The sequence below is a fragment of the Salinicola sp. MIT1003 genome, assembly GCF_001858555.1.
Classification (GTDB): Bacteria; Pseudomonadota; Gammaproteobacteria; order Pseudomonadales; family Halomonadaceae; genus Salinicola; species Salinicola salarius.
The window spans coordinates 53,984-71,294 of record NZ_MCAP01000011.1 but is presented as its reverse complement, the minus strand read 5'-3'; the positions used below and the strand labels follow the sequence as shown (position 1 = coordinate 71,294).

16 protein-coding genes are annotated in these 17,311 nt (G+C 62.8%); 6 read left to right on the top strand and 10 right to left on the bottom strand.

Annotated features, from left to right (window positions below; genetic code table 11):
- The first annotated feature begins 47 nt into the window (after positions 1–47).
- A complete protein-coding gene (locus BC443_RS05505; protein WP_071230845.1) occupies positions 48–422 on the top strand; it encodes a hypothetical protein in 375 nt (124 codons plus the stop codon).
- 153 nt (positions 423–575) lie between these two features.
- Here the strand turns inward: BC443_RS05505 and BC443_RS05500 are convergent, their stop codons facing one another.
- The 4 genes from BC443_RS05500 to BC443_RS05480 all read right to left on the bottom strand — a co-directional run bounded on the left by BC443_RS05500 (position 576) and on the right by BC443_RS05480 (position 3,736).
- Positions 576–1,958 (bottom strand): trehalose-6-phosphate synthase, encoded by a 1,383-nt coding sequence (locus BC443_RS05500; RefSeq protein WP_071230844.1) that lies wholly within the window; start codon positions 1,956–1,958, stop codon positions 576–578.
- A gap of 217 nt (positions 1,959–2,175) precedes the next feature.
- Positions 2,176–2,979, bottom strand: coding sequence for a trehalose-phosphatase (gene otsB / locus BC443_RS05490; RefSeq protein WP_083387230.1), 804 nt, complete (start codon positions 2,977–2,979; stop codon positions 2,176–2,178).
- Positions 2,980–3,177: 198 nt separating this feature from the next.
- Positions 3,178–3,354 carry a hypothetical protein gene (locus BC443_RS18755; RefSeq protein WP_170835848.1) on the bottom strand — a complete coding sequence of 59 codons (177 nt, stop codon included), beginning with the start codon at positions 3,352–3,354 and terminating at the stop codon, positions 3,178–3,180.
- A 76-nt stretch (positions 3,355–3,430) separates the two neighbouring features.
- Positions 3,431–3,736, bottom strand: a complete 306-nt coding sequence (locus tag BC443_RS05480) for a hypothetical protein (RefSeq protein WP_071230841.1) — start codon at positions 3,734–3,736, stop codon at positions 3,431–3,433.
- 249 nt (positions 3,737–3,985) lie between these two features.
- Here BC443_RS05480 and BC443_RS05475 point away from each other — a divergent pair, with 249 nt between their 5' ends.
- Complete coding sequence (locus BC443_RS05475) at positions 3,986–5,188, top strand: ABC transporter substrate-binding protein (protein ID WP_071230840.1); 1,203 nt, start codon at positions 3,986–3,988, stop codon at positions 5,186–5,188.
- A 148-nt stretch (positions 5,189–5,336) separates the two neighbouring features.
- Here the strand turns inward: BC443_RS05475 and BC443_RS05470 are convergent, their stop codons facing one another.
- The 5 genes from BC443_RS05470 to typA all read right to left on the bottom strand — a co-directional run bounded on the left by BC443_RS05470 (position 5,337) and on the right by typA (position 11,490).
- A complete protein-coding gene (locus BC443_RS05470; RefSeq protein ID WP_071230839.1) occupies positions 5,337–6,662 on the bottom strand; it encodes a branched-chain amino acid ABC transporter permease in 1,326 nt (441 codons plus the stop codon).
- On the bottom strand, positions 6,662–7,660 hold the full coding sequence (locus BC443_RS05465) for a branched-chain amino acid ABC transporter permease (RefSeq protein ID WP_071230838.1): 999 nt from the start codon (positions 7,658–7,660) through the stop codon (positions 6,662–6,664). The genes BC443_RS05470 and BC443_RS05465 overlap by 1 nt, the downstream gene beginning before the upstream one ends.
- Before the next feature lie 100 nt (positions 7,661–7,760).
- Positions 7,761–8,465, bottom strand: coding sequence for an ABC transporter ATP-binding protein (locus BC443_RS05460; RefSeq protein WP_071230837.1), 705 nt, complete (start codon positions 8,463–8,465; stop codon positions 7,761–7,763).
- Positions 8,466–8,553: 88 nt separating this feature from the next.
- Positions 8,554–9,324 (bottom strand): ABC transporter ATP-binding protein, encoded by a 771-nt coding sequence (locus BC443_RS05455; RefSeq protein ID WP_071230836.1) that lies wholly within the window; start codon positions 9,322–9,324, stop codon positions 8,554–8,556.
- A gap of 312 nt (positions 9,325–9,636) precedes the next feature.
- Positions 9,637–11,490: a translational GTPase TypA gene (typA, locus tag BC443_RS05450; protein ID WP_071230835.1), complete on the bottom strand. Its 1,854-nt coding sequence runs from the start codon at positions 11,488–11,490 to the stop codon at positions 9,637–9,639.
- A gap of 280 nt (positions 11,491–11,770) precedes the next feature.
- Here typA and BC443_RS05445 point away from each other — a divergent pair, with 280 nt between their 5' ends.
- Positions 11,771–12,376 carry a nucleotidyltransferase family protein gene (locus BC443_RS05445; RefSeq protein WP_247643229.1) on the top strand — a complete coding sequence of 202 codons (606 nt, stop codon included), beginning with the start codon at positions 11,771–11,773 and terminating at the stop codon, positions 12,374–12,376.
- A gap of 53 nt (positions 12,377–12,429) precedes the next feature.
- Here BC443_RS05445 and BC443_RS05440 read toward each other — a convergent pair whose 3' ends face one another.
- Positions 12,430–13,425: a hypothetical protein gene (locus BC443_RS05440; protein ID WP_071230833.1), complete on the bottom strand. Its 996-nt coding sequence runs from the start codon at positions 13,423–13,425 to the stop codon at positions 12,430–12,432.
- A gap of 421 nt (positions 13,426–13,846) precedes the next feature.
- On the opposite strand from BC443_RS05440, the gene glnA reads away from it, so the two are divergent.
- The 3 genes from glnA (at position 13,847) to glnL (ending at position 17,159) form a co-directional block, all read left to right on the top strand.
- Positions 13,847–15,253 carry a glutamate--ammonia ligase gene (glnA, locus tag BC443_RS05435; RefSeq protein WP_071230832.1) on the top strand — a complete coding sequence of 469 codons (1,407 nt, stop codon included), beginning with the start codon at positions 13,847–13,849 and terminating at the stop codon, positions 15,251–15,253.
- A gap of 151 nt (positions 15,254–15,404) precedes the next feature.
- A complete protein-coding gene (locus BC443_RS05430; RefSeq protein WP_071230831.1) occupies positions 15,405–15,974 on the top strand; it encodes a DUF4124 domain-containing protein in 570 nt (189 codons plus the stop codon).
- 141 nt (positions 15,975–16,115) lie between these two features.
- Entirely contained in the window at positions 16,116–17,159 is a 1,044-nt protein-coding gene (gene glnL, locus BC443_RS05425) for a nitrogen regulation protein NR(II) (RefSeq protein WP_071230830.1), read from the top strand.
- The last annotated feature ends 152 nt before the right edge of the window (positions 17,160–17,311 follow it).

The window sequence follows — 17,311 nt, the reverse complement described above, 5'->3', positions numbered from 1 at the left end:
TTGGGCCAAGGGGCCTGCCACGCAAACGCAGATATTGGAGTGTCATCATGAAAACTCGCATCCTCGCCGCTATCGCACTGGTCGTTGCACTGCCTGCCGCCGCTCAGGCCAACAGCGTCATGGAGCAACGGGCATTCGCTCAGCAGCATGAAGCGCTGAATACGCAGACGACTTCCAGCTATCACGTGCTGCCGACCGAGTATCGTGTCGACACCGTCAGCGGTGGTCATAGCGTCGCAGCCGATCGCGCTCTGGCAAGCGTCGAAGACTCGACCCGGCACGGGACGCATCTCCTTGGCGGCAATGGCGAACTGGTCGGCCAGGGTCAGAGCGTTGCCGCGGCTCAGGCGCTGCAGAACGTGAACGGTGGCGCCGATGCCGGCCAGGGCAATGTCGAAGTGACCTTCGCCAGCCTCGACTGATCGCGCCGTATCAACGGTTGGCGCCCGGGAGGCGGGCGCCGAGAAGCGTGTCCCTCGATTTCCCCCATACCTCCAACTTCCCCGGACCCTCCCCTGGTCCGGGGCTTTTTTGTGCCTGGCCTTCGTCATTCCGGCAGGCCTCGTGATTCCCGGTCAGGTGGCGTCCGTGTTCTGCTGGCTCAGGTGTTCGATGAAGCGCCGGCGCCATTCGAGCAGGCTGTTGCGCCTGAGCACGCCGATCATCTGCTGGTAGCGTTCCTGGCGTTCCTCGAGCGGCATGTTCAGGGCCTGTTCGATGGCGCTGGCGATGGCATGCACGTCGTAGGGATTGACCAGTAGCGCGCGGCTCAGCTCTTTGGCGGCGCCGGCCAGCTCGCTGAGTACCAGTACGCCGGGGTCTTCGGGATCCTGGGCGGCGACGAACTCCTTGCAGACCAGGTTCATGCCGTCGCGAAGCGGGGTCACCAGGCCGACCCGGGCGGAACGGAACAGGCCGATCAGCGCGTCGCGGGGGAAGGTCTGGTTGAGATAGTGCACTGGCATCCAGTCGAGATCGGCGTAGGTGCCGTTGATATGCCCGGCCATCTCCTCGAGTTGGCGGCGCAGCTCGTCATACTCGGGGATCGCGCTGCGCGAGGGGCTGGCGATCTGCATGAAGATCGTCTTCTGGCGGCGATGCTCGAAGTTGGTGAGCAGCGCCTCGATGGCGTTGAAGCGCTGTACCAGGCCCTTGGAGTAATCGAGCCGGTCGGCGCCGATGATCAGGTCGCGTTCGCCGAGATCCGCCTTGAGCTGACGCGCCTGTTCGTTGTCGCGGGAGTGCTCGGCTTCGGCGGTTAGCTCGTCGACATCGATACCCACCGGGTAGACGCCGGTACGAATCTTCTGGCCGTTGCACTCGATGGTGTCGCCGGAAATCTCGGCGCCGAAGGTTTCGATCGCGGCCTGGCGGAAGGCGTGCAGATCGTTGTTGGTCTGGAAGCCGATCAGGTCGTAGTGGAGCAGGTCGTCGAGCAGTTCGCGGTAGCCGGGCATTGCGCGCAGCAGGTCGTAGCTGGGGAAGGGGATGTGCAGATAGAAGCCCATCGGGTCCTTGACGCCTTCCTTGCGCAGCGCCTTGCCCAGCGGCAGCAGGTGATAGTCGTGCACCCAGATCAGTTCGCCACCTTCGAGCAGGCTGCTCAGGGCGCCGGCGAAGCGGTCGTTGACCCGCTGATAGGCCTTGGCGTACTCCAGCCGGAAGTCCATGGCGCCAAGGTTGAAGTGGAAGACGGGCCAGAGGACTTCGTTGGAGAAGCCCAGGTAGTAGTCTTCATAGTCTTCCCGGGATAGCGGCAGGGTGGCGTAGGTGATGTTGTCGCGCTGAACGGTGGTGGGCTCGCTGACGGCCGTTTCGCTGACCTCGCCGTCCCAGCCGAACCAGAGCCCGCCGTATTCGTCGAGGGCGCCGGTGATCGCCACCGCCAGGCCGCCGGCCTGGGACTTGTCGGGTTCCGGGATGGATACGCGATTGGAAATGACGACGAGACGTGTCATATGGCCTCCTCCCGGTTACGACTGAAATGTGTTGCCGAGTCGGTCAACTCGACCATGCGGCAGGTCTGCGGGGAGAGGCTCCACGGTTCGTGATTCCCGGTGTGGAGGCCTTCGGAGAGCCGTCCTTTGCCGTTCCCCTGGTCCGGGAGCCGTGCGCCGATCCGAGGGTTGTCGATGAGGCCGGGTTCGAAAGTCCGGCCCGCATGACGAAGCGGGGTCAGGGATCTGGCGTTGTCAGAGTCTCCAGCCATGTCAGTACCTCCTGTACTGATTGCAGATGATAGGTTGCGGCAGTCTCATCCTGGCTGCCGACGCGTACGGAATGGCCACCGCGAGCGTTGACGGTGCGAAAGGCGTCTTCGTCGGTGACATCATCGCCGATGAACACCGGCGTGCGGGTCTGGAACGTTGATTCTTCATCGAGCAGGCGGGCAACGGCGGTTCCTTTATGATAGCCGCTGGGACGCAGCTCGAAGACGCACTTGCCGGGGATCAGCTCGAAGGTATCGCCAAGTGCGCGATGCTGGGCCTCGATGAACTCGCGACATGTCTCGGCGAGTTCGGGCGCGGTGCGGTAGTGCAGGGTCAACGAGACGCCCTTGTCTTCGTAGTGCAGGCCTGGGTGGGCCTCGACGAAGGATGCCAGGGCGTCACGACAGGAGGCCAGCTGGGCGGGCTGATCGACCGCCGTGTGCCGCGTGCCGTCGGGGTTGCGCCATTCCAGCCCGTGAATGCCTGCCATCGGTAGCGACACCGGTGCGAGCAGACGCTCGAGCTGGTCCAGCGGGCGCCCGCTGACCACGGCCACGGCGCCGTCGAAGGCTCTGTCGAGTTGACCAAGCAATGTCTTCAGGCGCGGCGATACGTGAACGTCGTCGGGATGGGCGGCAAGCGACACCAGAGTGCCGTCGAAATCCAGAAACAGCGCCCAGTCGCGGCTTGGCAGGGGGAGCTGCGAAGAAGGGCGTCGTGACGGAGAAGGGCGTCGCGACGAAGAAGAAGGCGTCGAAGATGTGGGCATTGGCTTGCGCGAACTCCTCTGGGTGAAAGGGCGGGTTCGTCTCCGTATCTTGCTCGGGTCGCTCCAGGAGAACGCCAGGCGCGGGCTCCATGATGAACGACTCGAGATGACGGTCGGCAACGCCGACCAGATTGCCAGCGCTGCCCTGGCGCGCCCTCGCCTTGGGCGCGAACCCGGTGGATGAGCGTGCCGTGCGGCCTAGTGCTCGGCCTGCTCGAATTGCTCGGCGGCACGCAGCGCCTCTTCCTGGCTTGCATGCTCGGAGACGACGTTCTCGTTGTCGGGCTGGCTTTCGTCGATGACCACCCAGCCGGTAATCGTCTCTTTCAGGTCGCTGCTGTCGAAAACCGGTTCGACGCGGGCTTGCTTTTGCATTCTCTCTTCCTCCATGAAGCAATAGGAAACCATCGTCTTGATGGCTTGATCGGGATTGGCGGCGTAGCCAGGCCGCTCAATCGTCTTCGTCATCGGCTGGCGCCTGGAAGGCCCGCTTGTCATCGGGGAGCCTTACCATATCGCCGAGACCGAGTCCGCCGTGGCTATCGTGACGTTTGCCGTCGTCATCGATCAGGGCGGCGACCTTGCCGATGCTGACGCCGTCCTTGTAGGCCTCGACCTGAACACGCACCGTGGCACCGTGATAGCGAGCGGTCAGCATCATGCCTGGCTGCGGGGTAACGCGATGCTGCTCATCCTTGGCGTAATGGGCATCGACACTGGCGCCGCCCGGGGTATCCCACTCGATATGCTTATGCATGTCGCTCTCCTTGTCATTGATGTGGATTCAGCGTAGCTGCCAATCGGCTGATTTGCTGCCAGTATAGCGTTCTCCCCGGCGCTCTCGGCGCAGTGAGGGCGCCGTCGGGAAAGTGGTCGGACACGCCGAAAGCCAAAGACACGAACAGTTACGAACGCTTGTCTTTTGGTCGGCGTGCCAGCAGAGTGAACATTGTCTTTCAATAGCCAATACAGTCTTTTTGCAACCCAACAAAGAGTGACAACAACGATGAAGAAGACAGTACTCGCCCTTGCCATTGCTGCCACCACGGCATGTGCCGGTGTTGCGCAGGCGGACGTCAAGGTAGGATTTCTCGGCGGCTTCACCGGAGGTATCGAAAGCCTGACACCGCCGATCTTCGATGGTGCCAAACTGGCGGTAGCCGAGGTCAACGAGCAGGGCGGCCTGCTGGATGGCGAAGATATGGTGATGCCCTCCGGCGATACGACCTGCTCGGATGCGTCTGCGGCATCCAACGCTGCCGACCGGCTGGTGAACAGCGAGAAGGTGACCGCGATCGTGGGGGCGCTGTGTACCGGTGCGACGATCGCCGCAGCCAACAATGCCGCAATCCCCGGTGGCGTGGTGATGGTGTCGCCGGCTTCCACGGCGCCGGCGGTGACGGATCTGGACGACAACGACCTGGTCTTCCGTACCGTGCCTTCCGATGCGTTCCAGGGCGTGCAGCTGGCCAAGCTGCTGCTGTCCAAGGGGATCGAGGACGTGGCGGTGACGTTTGTCAACAACGACTACGGTCAGGGGCTCGACGACGCTTTCACCAAGACCTTCGAAGCCGAAGGCGGCACGATTTCCGCCAACCTGGCGCATGAAGACAACCGCGCCGACTATCGTTCGGAGATCGGCCAGCTTTCGTCCGGCGGTTCACAGACGCTGGTCGTGCTGGCCTACGCCGACACGTCCGGCCAGACGATCCTGCGCCAGGCCTATGAAAGCGGGGCGTTCACCCAGTTCGCCGGCGGCGACGGCATGGTCGGCAACTCGCTGGTCGATGCCGTGGGGGCGGACGTGCTCGAGGGCATGATCGCGACACGTCCGGGCTCGCCGGATGTGCCGGGGGCGGATGTCTTCAACGGTCTGGCCGAAAAGGCCGGCATCGACCCGAGTGCGGTGTTCGCGGCGCAGTCCTACGATGCCGCCTTCCTGCTGGCGCTCGCCATCGAGAAGAACGGCAGTGCGGATCGCGAAGGGCTCTCCGCGGCGCTGCGCGATGTTGCCACGGCGCCGGGCGAGACGATCCTGCCGGGCGAGTGGGAAAAGGCCAAGCAGTTGATCGCCGAAGGCAAGGAGATCGACTATCAGGGTGCTTCCGGCAACCAGGAGTTCGATGACAACGGAGACGTGCCGGGCATCGTGGTCGAGATGGCCGTGGAAGACGGCAAGTTCGTGACCAAGGGGGCGATCGAGAAATAATCCTCGTCGATTTCAGGCGTCGACTCCAGGGCAACGCCCGGGAAGACAGCGCCAGGACCCAAAAGCCAAGACACAAAACCCCGAGCTCAGGCTCGGGGTTTTTGCGTTCTGGTGTTGCGGTTCGCGTTCGGCTGTTCGAGCGTCGCGATCAGTCGTGATGCTTGACCTTCTCAGGTATCAGCCCGCGCGGCGCGAAGCGCAATACCAGCAGGATCAGCAGGCCGATCACGAACACTCTCGCCTGCAGGGCGCGGCTGTCGAGGTTGCCCGGCTGCCAGTCGAACCAGTGGGCGCCCAGTGCCATGAAGGCGTGCATCACGGCCAGCGCCATCGGCCCCGACATGATCCAGATCACGTAGACCAGCACGGCGCCGAACAGCGTCCCCAGATTGTTGCCGGGTCCGCCGAGAATCACCATCACCAGCACCAGGAAGGTGTGGTTCAGCGGCAGGTAGCCCTGCGGGTCGAACAGGCCGTTGAAGCTGGTCAGCGCCGCACCGCCGATCCCCATCAGGATACAGCCGAAGACGAAGATCTCCTGGCGGCGGCGATTGATCGACTTGCCCATGGCGGCGGCGGAGACTTCGTTGTCGCGGATGGCACGGATCATGCGACCCCAGGGCGCGTGATAGGCGCGATGGAGCAGGAAGAAGATCACCGCGATCATCACCACCGTGACCGACAGATAGAGCGCGCGGGCGGTCAGAAAGCCGACTTCGCCCGGATCCGATACCGGCCAGGGCAGCGGCGAGATGGTCGCGGTGCCACGGGTCAGCCAGTCGGAATTCTTGAGAAACGCCTTGATGATCTCGGCGATGCCCAGCGTGGCGATGACGAGATAGTCGCTGCGCAGGCCGAGACAGATGTGGCCAATGAAGTAGCCGACGCCGCCGGCCAGCGCGCCCCCGACGATCCAGCCGAGCCACACCGGCAGGCCCAGGCCACCGATGAATTCCACCTGGGATTCGATATCGCCGGTGACGCTGCGCAGCCAGCTGATCACCACCAGATAGCCGACGAGCCCGGCGACGACGGCCAGAATGGTGCGCAGCAGCCTGGGAACGCCGATGCGGTCGAGGCGGCTGATGCCGAAGACGATCGCCGTAACTGCCACCATCGCCAGCAGCACCCAGCCCAGGCGTCCGGGCAGGTCGCTGGCCCAGAACGCGGGATTGACGGGAATGCTGAAGAAGGTGGCCGAGAAGCCGCCCAGGGCGACGAAGCCCATGATGCCGGCGTTGAACTGGCCGGCGTAGCCCCACTGGATGGTCAGGCCGAGCGCGAGGATGGCGTAGCAGGATGCTTCCACCAGCATGCGGGTGGAGTAGGCCGGCCCCATGATCGCGAACACGGCGAGGACGACGATGGCCAGCCCGCCGAACAGCAGCAGCTCGCGAGCGGGGAGCGCGCGGCGGGAAGCGGAGTGCGACGAGGCCGAGTGCTTGGAGGTCGGAGTCTTGGGAGTCGAATTCATCAGATCACCTTCCCTTTGAAGATGCCGGTCGGACGCCAGATCAGCACCGCGACCAGAATGAAGAAGGGTACGACGATCTTGTATTCGGTACCCACCAGCGCCAGGTTGTTCGGCAACTCCAGCCAGGTCGGCAGGCTATCGCGTATCGGCCTGAGCAGCACCGACCAGTTGAACACGGCCAGGGTCTCGGCGAAGCCGACCAGAAAGCCCCCGGCGATGGCGCCATACGGATGGCCGACACCGCCGACGATGGCGGCGGCGAAGATCGGCAGCAGCAGGAAGAAACTGAGATCCGGCTTGAACGCGACGTCCAGCGACAGCAGGGTGCCGGCTATCGTGGCCAGCGAGCCGGCGATGATCCAGGTCAGAGTGATGATCAACTTGGTGTTGATGCCGGAGGCCCGTGCCAGATCGGGATTGTCGGACATCGCCCGCATCGCCTTCCCCAGTCGCGCCCGGGTCAGGAACAGATGCAGCCCGACCACGGCGACGATGGTGACGATGAACAGGATGATCTGCGGCTCGGTGAGAATGATCGGCCGGGTGACGCCGGGCAGGTCGATGCGGAAGATCTCCTTGCGCGCATCGATGTAGAGGCTCTGTGCGCCGGTGCCGGAGAACAGTCGGATCAGGCCCTGCAGCATCAGGGTGACACCCAGCGAGGCGATCACCATCACGATCGGCTTCACGCCGTGGCTGCGCAACGGCTGGTAGAACGCGCGGTCGATACCGACGGCAATCAGCGAGGTGGCGGCCATGGCGATCGGCAGCATGACGATGGCGGTGGGCAGGCCCAGCGCATCGCCGGCATGGGGAAAGGCCATCGTCAGCAGCAGGACGATAAGGGTGCCGAGGGTCATCATGTCGGCATGGGCGAAGTGGGCGAAACGCAGAATGCTGTAGATCAGCGTCACGCCGACGGCGCCGATGGCGTAGATGCTGCCGGTGACGCTACCGGCGACCACGACGTAGTTGAAGAAGTAGATCAGCTCATTCACGACGAAATCTCTGTTGGAATCGGTTTGACGCTAGGCCTGATGTCTTCGAGCTTCGAGCTTCGAGCCGGGTCGCGAACCTCGGGCGCTCCAGAACGCGGCCTCAGCCGCCGAGGAAGCTCTTGGCCACCTGCGGGTCGTTGAGCAGTGCCTCGCCGGTATCGGTAAATCGATTCTGACCGGCCGCGAGCACGAAGCCCTTGTGGGCGATCCGCAGCGCCTGCTTGGCGTTCTGTTCGACCATCAGCACCCCGACGCCGGCGGCATTGATGGTCTTCACCCGATCGAAGATTTCGTTCATGTAGCGCGGCGACAGCCCGGCAGTGGGTTCGTCCAGCAGCAGCACGCTGGGTTCGTTCATCAGCGCGCGCCCCATCGCGACCATCTGCCGCTGACCGCCGGAAAGCTCGCCGGCCGGCTGGCGGCGCTTCTCCTTGAGCGGGGGAAAGAATTCGTAGATCTGCGCCTTGAGGCGGGACGCGGTGGCGGGTTTGAGAAACGCGCCCATCTCCAGGTTCTCCTCGACGGAGAGACTCGGGAAGATGTTCTTCTCCTGCGGCACGAAGCCCATCCCCATCTCGACCAGCTTGTGCGGCGAGAGGTTGGTGATGGCTTCGCCGCGCAGGCGGATCTCGCCCTGGGTGATCGTCAGCAGGCCGAAGACGGCCTTGAGCATGGTCGATTTGCCGGCGCCGTTGGGCCCGACGATGACGCCGATCTCATCGGACTCGATCGTCATGTCGACGCCATTGAGAATGTTCATGCCGCCGTAGCCGCCATGAACGTCGATTGCTTCGAGTAGTGGCATTGTGTGCTCTGTTTATTGTTGAACGCTGAATCTGGTAAGTGTCTGCGCTCGCCGACTTTTTCGTCGATGGAAACAGGACCTCGGAACCTCAGGCCGGTTCGGCGCCGAAGTAGGCCTCGATCACTTCCGGGTTGTTCTGGATCTCGGTGATCGAGCCTTCCATCATCACCTGCCCCTGGGCCAGCACGATGACGGGGTCGCACAGCCGTCCGATCATGTCCATGTCGTGCTCGATGACCAGGAAGGTGTAGCCCAGCTCGCGGTTGAGCCGCTCGATGTTGCCCATCAGGTCGCCGAGCAGCGTGCGGTTGACGCCGGCGGCGATCTCGTCGAGCAGCACGACCTGGGCGTCGGTCATCATGGTGCGGCCGAGCTCGAGCAGCTTCTTCTGGCCGCCGGAGAGATTGCCGGCCAGTTCGTTGCGCACGTGCGAGAGGCCGACGAAATCGAGCACTTCGAGCGCCCGCCGACGCACCTCGTCTTCCTGACGGCGGACTTCACCGGGCTTCAGCCAGGTGCTGAACAGGTTCTCGCCCTCCTGGCGGGGCGGCACCATCATCAGATTCTCCAGCGAGGTCAGGTGGCTGAATTCGTGGGCGATCTGGAATGTGCGCAGCAGCCCTTTGTGAAAGCGCTGGTTGGCGGAAAGGTGAGTGATCGCCTCGCCGTTGAGCAGCACTTCGCCGCTGTCGGGCGCAAGGCTGCCGGCGATGATGTTGAACAGCGTCGATTTACCGGCACCGTTGGGGCCGATCATGCCGGTGATCGAACCCTTGGCGACCTGAATCGAGCAATCGTCGATGACCGTCAGGCCCCCGAACGACTTGCGGATATTGCGGACATCGATGATGGGCGTCATCGCGTCTCCCCTGCAGCGTTGTTGCTATTGTTCACGAGGGCGCCGGTGTCAGCGCTCCTGGCTTCGTTGTTTCTGTCGTTTCTGTCGTTGTTTCTATCGTTGTATCCGTACTGCCTGCGGCGGGATGCCCGAGTCGGTACGGCCCACGCACGATGACGGCGGCCGTTACCCGGGCATCCGGGCTGTTGCCGATTGTACAGTCGTCTATCGGCACGAGTCGTGTTTCTTGAAGTCCGAAGAGTCAACGCTACCGGCCCCAAACGACGACACCCGCCGAATGGCGGGTGTCGTGGAAGCTGCAGTAGCGCGCGATCAGCCTTTCTTGCCGGCCCGCTTGCGCTCGTTCTCGGTCAGGTGCTTCTTGCGCAGACGGATGTGCTGGGGGGTGATTTCCACCAGCTCGTCGTCGTCGAGGAACTCGATGGCCTGCTCGAGGGTGAAGCGGATCGGCGGCGTCAGCACGATGTTTTCATCGTTGCCGGAAGCGCGCATGTTGTCGAGCTTCTTGCCCTTGGTCGGGTTGACGACCATGTCGTTGGCCCGGTTGTTGATGCCGATCAGCATGCCTTCGTAGACCTCGGTGCCGTGGTCGACGATCAGCTTGCCGCGTTCCTGCAGGGTGTAGAGCGCATAGGCCAGCGCCTTGCCGGGAACCATCGATACCAGCACGCCGTTGCGACGCTCGATGGCGGCATCGGGCTTGAGCGGGCCGTAGTGATCGAAGCGGCTGGTCAGGATGCCGGTGCCGGAGGTCAGCGTCAGGAACTGGCCGCGGAAGCCGATCAGCCCGCGCGCCGGGATGATGAAGTCCAGGCGCACGCGACCCTTGCCGTCCGGGTTCATGTTGGTCAGCTCGCCCTTGCGGTAGCCGAGCTCTTCCATGACCGCGCCCTGGTGCTGCTCTTCGCAGTCGATGATGACTTCTTCGTACGGCTCCTGCTTGACGCCGTCGATCTCCTTGATGATGACCTCGGGGCGGCCGACGGCCAGCTCGAAGCCTTCACGACGCATGGTTTCGATCAGCACCGACAGGTGCAGTTCGCCGCGTCCGGAAACCTTGAATTTCTCGGCGGACTCGCCCTGTTCGACACGTAGCGCCACGTTGTGGATCAGCTCCTGGTCGAGACGATCCTTGATGTTGCGGCTGGTGACGTACTTGCCGTCCTTGCCCGCGAACGGCGAGTCGTTGACCTGGAAGGTCATGGAGACGGTCGGCTCGTCGACGGAGAGCGGCGGCAGCGCTTCGACGTTGTTGACGTCGCACAGCGTGTCGGAGATCGCCAGGTTGTCGATACCGGTGATGCAGACGATGTCGCCAGCGGTGGCTTCTTCGGTCTGCACGCGCTCCAGGCCCATGTGGGTCATGACCTGGCCGATCTTGCCCTTGCGGACCGCGCCTTCCTTGGTGATGACGCTGATCTGCTGGCCGGGCTTGACGCTGCCGCGCTTGATGCGACCGAGGCCGATGACGCCGACGTAGCTGTTGTAGTCCAGCGCGGAGATCTGCATCTGGAACGGGCCGTCGAGTTCGACCTTGGGCGGCTCGACGATGTCGACGATGCTCTTGAACATCGGCGTCATGTCATCGGCGAGCTGGTCCGGTTCCATGCCGGCGATGCCGTTGAGCGCCGAGCAGTAGATGATCGGGAAGTCGAGCTGCTCGTCGGTGGCGCCGAGGTTGTCGAACAGATCGAAGATCTGGTCGATGACCCAATCCGGACGCGCGCCGGGGCGATCGATCTTGTTGACCACGACGATCGGCTTGAGGCCCTGGGCGAACGCCTTCTGGGTCACGAAGCGGGTCTGCGGCATCGGGCCATCGACGGCGTCGACCAGCAGCAGTACGGAATCGACCATGGACATGACGCGTTCGACTTCGCCACCGAAGTCGGCGTGTCCCGGGGTGTCGACGATATTGATGTGGTAGTCGCGGCCGTTGCCGTCGTTCCAGCGGATCGCGGTGTTCTTGGCCAGGATGGTGATGCCGCGTTCCTTTTCCTGGTCATTGGAGTCCATGATCCGGTCTTGGCCTTCGGCCTTGCGATCCAGCGTGCCGGACTGGCTCAGGAGCTTGTCGACCAGTGTCGTCTTGCCATGGTCGACGTGGGCGATAATGGCAATGTTCCTAATGCTCTCGATGCGAGCGTTAGAGGCGTTGTCACTCATGGGGCGGTTTCCATCGTAAAATGTGTGCGCCCATGTCTAAGTCGATGATCCATGCTCTAGCGCTGGATCGACGAGTCCCCTGGGCACTGAGTAGGAGGGTCGGGCGCGCATTGTACAGGCAAGCGCGCGACACTGGCTACTTTAGTCTATCGGCGTAGCGCAAGATCTTTTTTCACGCCGACTCCGCGAGAGCGGCGGCAGCTCGCTCGACCCTGGGTTTTCTTCTGTCGTCGTTTCAAGTCTTTGAAAAGAAAGTTTTTTCTATTGCTGCGAGGGGCGCGTGGAAAACGCTGAACAGGCTGGCGAACAGATAATGAGCTGGATTCGTGCCGATATCTGGCGCATGGACGCACTGCGCCAGGCACGGTCGCTGCGCCTGCCCGACTGGTGGCTGGCGGCCGGCTTCGTGCGCAATCTGGTCTGGGATCGCCTGCACGGCTATTCGTCATCCACGCCGCTGAACGATATCGATCTGGTCTATTTCGATCCGGACTATTTCAATCCGGACTATTTCGATCCGGACTATTTCGATTCGGTTCAGGTCGGCAAGCGTGTCGATCGCGAGCACGAACGGCACCTCGAGCGCGCCTCAGCGCTGCCCTGGTCGGTCAAGAACCAGGCTCGCATGCACGAGCGCCACGGGCATCGTCCCTACCTCTCTATAGAAGAAGCGTTGAGTGTCTGGGTCGAACGGGAAACCGCGGTGGGCGTCACGCTGGGCGACGACGATCGCCTGCGTCTGATCGCGCCGTTCGGCGTGGGTTCGCTATTGGCCGGGCGGGTCACGCACAATCCCCGACATGGCGATCGCGAAGTATTTCGGCGTCGGGTCGCCGCCAAGGGGTGGCTACGACAGTGGCCGAAGCTCGACATTCCCGAGCTGTGAAGCCGGGCTCGGCGGCGATCTCTGGGCGATCTCAGCACGATTTCAGGACGAACTCAGGAATTGAGATTGCCCAGCAGCCAGTCGAACAGCCGCCCGGGGCTGTTGGCGACCGGCTGCGTGATGACGAAACGGGGCAGGAGTACGGTATCGACGGACGGCTCAAGCCAGCCTGCACGGCGAGTCAGGACGTGTTCGATGCCTGCGCCGGTCGCGAGCCGGGCTAGGTCGTCGTCCGCGATGGTGCCGACATCGGCATCGGCCGCGATGGGCAGCGGATGACGACACAGAATGGCCAGCTGGTGCTGGCTCTCGCGTAGCCGAGCCAGCGTCCCGGCGTCTCGTGTCGTGAATCGTGGCGGTATCAGGCTGCCGAAACGAAAAAGCCCGCATTGCTCGAGCCGCCGGATGCTGAACGCGTCCAGCGACTCGCCGGAGACAATCGCGTCGGCGTTCAGCGTCGCGGCGACACCATGCAACATGGCCGGCTTGTACGACTGGTCGAGCTCGTCGATGTAGGTCTTGATCGCCTGGCTGTAGTGCTCGTCCCGGCGGCCGATGCAAGCCGGCGGGACGGGCAGACCGGACTCGACCAGGTGCCGGGCGGCACGCTCGGCCGTGTCTTCATGCCATAGCGCTTCGCCGAGAGCTTCATGCCAGGAACTCCACGCCCGCTGGGCGATGGGGCAGGGGAGGAAGACATTGGCCGGCAGCGCCATGCGCTCCAGCGTGGGCGACACCTGCTTGAGCGTGTCGCGCCAGCCGCCATCGAACGTGAGTGCGATGCGGGGCAACTGATCGTGATGAAGCTGCAGCGCGCTTTCCAGACTGACGATCTGGGCGCTGTCGCTGAGACTTTCCAGCAGCTGCTGAAAGCTGTCCGGGCCCAGGCACCAGTCGGCGCGATGAGGCAGGCGTGCCTCGGCTTCATCATCCAGTACCCGGCGCAGTGCCAGAATGGCGCTTCGGCCCCATAGCGGCTCGCTGAGATTGAGACGCCAGTGACCGCGTAGGCGCTGTACCACATCCTGTGTGCGATCCAGCCTGGGCATGGGTAGTTCCATTACTGAGTCATTGATCGCCATGAGTCACGGCGCGTAAGAACAGTATCCGTCGGGTATCGGATTTCGGCAAAGTTTCCTGTCGTGACTTTATGTTCCGTTTTGGTGCATATGGCGAAAGTCATGCGCCAAATTGGTGCTTTTAGCAATTCCTGTTGATGCATGATTGACGATCGGTGCACACCCGAGGGGCATCTCGCATTCAGAGGCCAATCAAAATTATCTTTTTCGTCATGCGGTTATATCAGGCGCTCACTATTCTGCTTCATTTTGGCACATTCTCTGCATGACTATGTAAAAACGGCGTGCGCGTGGGCAAGAGCGCTAACTTCGTGCTACAAAACACGCATGCCAAAAAACGGTGTTGGATATTCGCCAACGAATCGAGCCATGGCTCACAGTGGAGGACAACATGTCTGAGAAAACCCTCGCCCTTATCGAAGAACACGACGTCAAGTGGGTGGATCTGCGCTTTACCGATACCAAGGGCAAGGAGCAGCACGTCACGATTCCTGCCAGTGCTGTCGATGCGGAATTCTTTGAAGATGGTCAGATGTTCGACGGCTCCTCCATCGAAGGCTGGAAGGGCATCAACGAGTCCGACATGATTCTGCGTCCGGAAGACGGGACCGCCTTCCTCGATCCGTTCACCGAAGACTCCACGCTGATCCTGCGCTGCGACATCATCGAGCCGGCCACCATGCAGGGCTACGAGCGCGATCCGCGCTCCATCGCCAAGCGTGCCGAAGCCTATCTGAACAGCACCGGCCTGGGCGACACCGCTTTCTTCGGTCCGGAGCCCGAGTTCTTCATCTTCGACGAAGTGCATTGGAAGACCGATATCGAAGGCTCCATGTACAAGATCTCTTCCGAAGAGGGCGCCTGGTCCACCGATCGTCAGGTCGAAGGTGGCAACCTGGCCCACCGTCCGCGCGTCAAGGGTGGCTATTTCCCCGTGCCGCCGGTCGACAGCTTCCACGATATCCGCAGCGCGATGTGTAACACGCTGCAGGCGATCGGCCAGAGCGTCGAAGTGCATCACCACGAGGTGGCCAACGCCGGTCAGAACGAAATCGGCGTCAAGTTCAACACCCTGGTGAAGAAGGCCGACGAAGTTCAGGAGATGAAGTACGTCATCCACAACGTGGCGCACGCCTACGGCAAGACGGCAACCTTCATGCCCAAGCCGCTGGTCGGTGACAACGGTTCCGGGATGCACGTTCACCAGTCCTTCTGGAAAGATGGCCAGAACCAGTTCGCGGGCGACGAGTACGCCGGTCTGTCCGAAATGGCGCTGTACTACATTGGCGGCATCATCAAGCACGCACGCGCGCTGAACGCCTTCACCAATGCTTCGACGAACTCCTACAAGCGTCTGGTGCCGGGCTTCGAAGCGCCGGTCATGCTCGCCTACAGCGCGCGTAACCGCTCTGCGTCCATTCGTATTCCGTACACTTCCAACCCGAAGGGCAAGCGCGTCGAGACTCGCTTCCCCGACCCGACCGCCAACCCGTACCTGGCGTTCGCGGCGATGCTGATGGCCGGTATCGACGGCATCAAGAACAAGATCCATCCTGGCGACGCCATGGACAAGAACTTGTACGATCTGCCGCCGGAAGAAGGCAAGAAGGTCCCGACCGTGGCCACCAGCCTCGATCAGGCGCTGGCAGCGCTCGATGCCGATCGCGCCTTCCTGACCGAAGGCAACGTGTTCACCGACGACATGATCGATGCCTATATCGAGCTGAAGAACGAAGACGTCGAGCGCCTGCGTCTGGCGACGCATCCGGTCGAGTTCGACCTCTACTACAGTGTCTGAGGTTCACACCTTGGCCTGACGAAAAGCCCCACCTCGGTGGGGCTTTTTTTGTCGGCAGGGGAGCGGCACCTTCAAGCTCTGCGGTTCCTGGCCGCTGCTGGCCGTTGAGCCGGGATATCATGCCCGGCAGGCGAATAAGGAGGGAAGAACGATGCAAGCACGACGGGTTGGATGGATGATCGGCGGCGTGGCGCTGCTGCTGGCGTTGCCGGCACTGGCGGCCCCGGTCTATCGGCATGTCGATGCCAACGGCAACGTGGTCTATAGCGACGAGCCCGGACAGGGCAACCGGGTCGATCTCAAGCCCATTACGGTGGTCGATCCGGCAGAGGTCGAAAGCCGCTCGCGCCCGGCCGAGTCGACGCCGACATCGCCTTCGGCGGTCGACTACGAGCGCTTTGCGATCACCAGCCCGAGCAATGGCGAGACCCTGCCGACCGGCCAGGGCGGCAACGTTCAGGTGCAATTGGCGATCGAGCCCGAACTGCAGCCGGGCGACCGCGTTCAGCTCCGGGTCGACGGCAAGGTGAGTCAATCGCCGATGCATACCAGCGTGTTCGCGCTGAGCCAGCTCGAGCGCGGCGAGCACCAGATCCAGGCTGAGCTGCTGGACGCTCAGGGCCAGGTGCGGCTGTCGACGCCAGCGGTGACGCTCTACGTCCAGCGGGCCAGCGTCAACCTGCCCGCCAATCCCAATAACCCGAATTCGAATAATCGATAGGCAGCGATTTGAGAATTGCACCATTTTGGTGAATGAAGGCTTGGTTGCTATCGAGCGTTTCCCGGTCCTGAGCGAAATCGGGGAGTGGCGCGGTTTTTGCACTGTATAAGCACATACCGGATCACCACGATGGAACGACGCATGTATCAACGTTTGCTGGAGCACTTGACGACCGCCGTCCTGCTACTCGACGAACATCTGCACGTGCGCTGGCTCAACCCTGCCGCCGAGGCGCTACTGGCCGCGAGCCGGCCCCGGGTGGTCGGCCATTGGCTGGAGTGCCTGAACGGCGAGGACGGCAGCATCCGACAGGTACTGCTCAAGGCGATGCAGGAGTTTCATCCCTACACGCAGCGGGAAGCGGCGATGGTGCTGACCGCCGGGGAAGTGATCACGGTGGATTTCACCGCGACGCCGATCACCAGCCGCGAACTGCTGCTCGAGATCGAGCCGCGGGATCGGCTATTGCGAATTTCCCGCGAGGAGGCGCTGATCGCGCGCCAGGAGACGGTCAAGGTGCTGATGCGCGGCCTCGCCCACGAGGTCAAGAATCCACTGGGTGGCATCCGCGGCGCCGCGCAGTTGCTGGAGCGGGATCTCCCCGATCCGCAGTTGGCCGAATTCACCCGAATCATCGTCGAGGAGGCGGATCGCCTGCGGGATCTGGTCGATCGCATGCTGGGCCCGAATACGCTGGTGCACCACGAGCCGCTCAACGTTCACAAGGTGCTGGAGCGGGTGCGGGCGCTGCTCGAGGCGGAGCATCATCAACTGAGCTTCGAGCGCGATTACGACCCCAGCATGCCGGATCTGGTCGGCGACGAGCCGCAGTTGATCCAGGCCGTTCTCAATATCGCGCGCAATGCGGTGCAGGCCATGGAGGAGTTCGGAACGCCCGAGCCGCGCCTGCTGCTGCGTACCCGGGTTCGCCGTCAGTTCACCCTGGGCGCCGAGCGCCACCGGCTGGTGTGTGAAGTCGCGATCGTCGACAACGGCCCGGGCATTCCGGAGCACATCCGCGAGACGCTGTTCTTCCCCATGGTCTCCGGTCGCGCCGAGGGTAGCGGCCTGGGATTGTCGATCGCGCAGTCGATTCTGCATCAGCACCAGGGGTTGATCGAATGCGAATCCCAGCCGGGCGCCACGGAGTTCCGGCTGCTGATCCCGTTCGAGGCGCAGCAGTGAGATCGGCCGCATCCCTTCTTCGTACGCGAGCGCCTCGACCGGGTCGTGCGCGCGGGCCGTTGGCCCATGTTGTCGAGAGTATCGACGTTGTCGTGGGTATCGAAGCTATCGAGGGTACCGAAGTTATCGAGAGTACCGAAGTTGTCAGGGTA

Coding starts and splice junctions, on each gene's coding strand:
- BC443_RS05505 (WP_071230845.1), top strand. CDS start 48: ATGAAAACTCGCATCCTCGCCGCTATCGCACTGGTCGTTGCACTGCCT.
- BC443_RS05500 (WP_071230844.1), bottom strand. CDS start 1,958: ATGACACGTCTCGTCGTCATTTCCAATCGCGTATCCATCCCGGAACCC.
- otsB (WP_083387230.1), bottom strand. CDS start 2,979: ATGCCCACATCTTCGACGCCTTCTTCTTCGTCGCGACGCCCTTCTCCG.
- BC443_RS18755 (WP_170835848.1), bottom strand. CDS start 3,354: ATGCAAAAGCAAGCCCGCGTCGAACCGGTTTTCGACAGCAGCGACCTG.
- BC443_RS05480 (WP_071230841.1), bottom strand. CDS start 3,736: ATGCATAAGCATATCGAGTGGGATACCCCGGGCGGCGCCAGTGTCGAT.
- BC443_RS05475 (WP_071230840.1), top strand. CDS start 3,986: ATGAAGAAGACAGTACTCGCCCTTGCCATTGCTGCCACCACGGCATGT.
- BC443_RS05470 (WP_071230839.1), bottom strand. CDS start 6,662: ATGAATTCGACTCCCAAGACTCCGACCTCCAAGCACTCGGCCTCGTCG.
- BC443_RS05460 (WP_071230837.1), bottom strand. CDS start 8,465: ATGCCACTACTCGAAGCAATCGACGTTCATGGCGGCTACGGCGGCATG.
- BC443_RS05455 (WP_071230836.1), bottom strand. CDS start 9,324: ATGACGCCCATCATCGATGTCCGCAATATCCGCAAGTCGTTCGGGGGC.
- typA (WP_071230835.1), bottom strand. CDS start 11,490: ATGAGTGACAACGCCTCTAACGCTCGCATCGAGAGCATTAGGAACATT.
- BC443_RS05440 (WP_071230833.1), bottom strand. CDS start 13,425: ATGCCCAGGCTGGATCGCACACAGGATGTGGTACAGCGCCTACGCGGT.
- glnA (WP_071230832.1), top strand. CDS start 13,847: ATGTCTGAGAAAACCCTCGCCCTTATCGAAGAACACGACGTCAAGTGG.
- BC443_RS05430 (WP_071230831.1), top strand. CDS start 15,405: ATGCAAGCACGACGGGTTGGATGGATGATCGGCGGCGTGGCGCTGCTG.
- glnL (WP_071230830.1), top strand. CDS start 16,116: ATGTATCAACGTTTGCTGGAGCACTTGACGACCGCCGTCCTGCTACTC.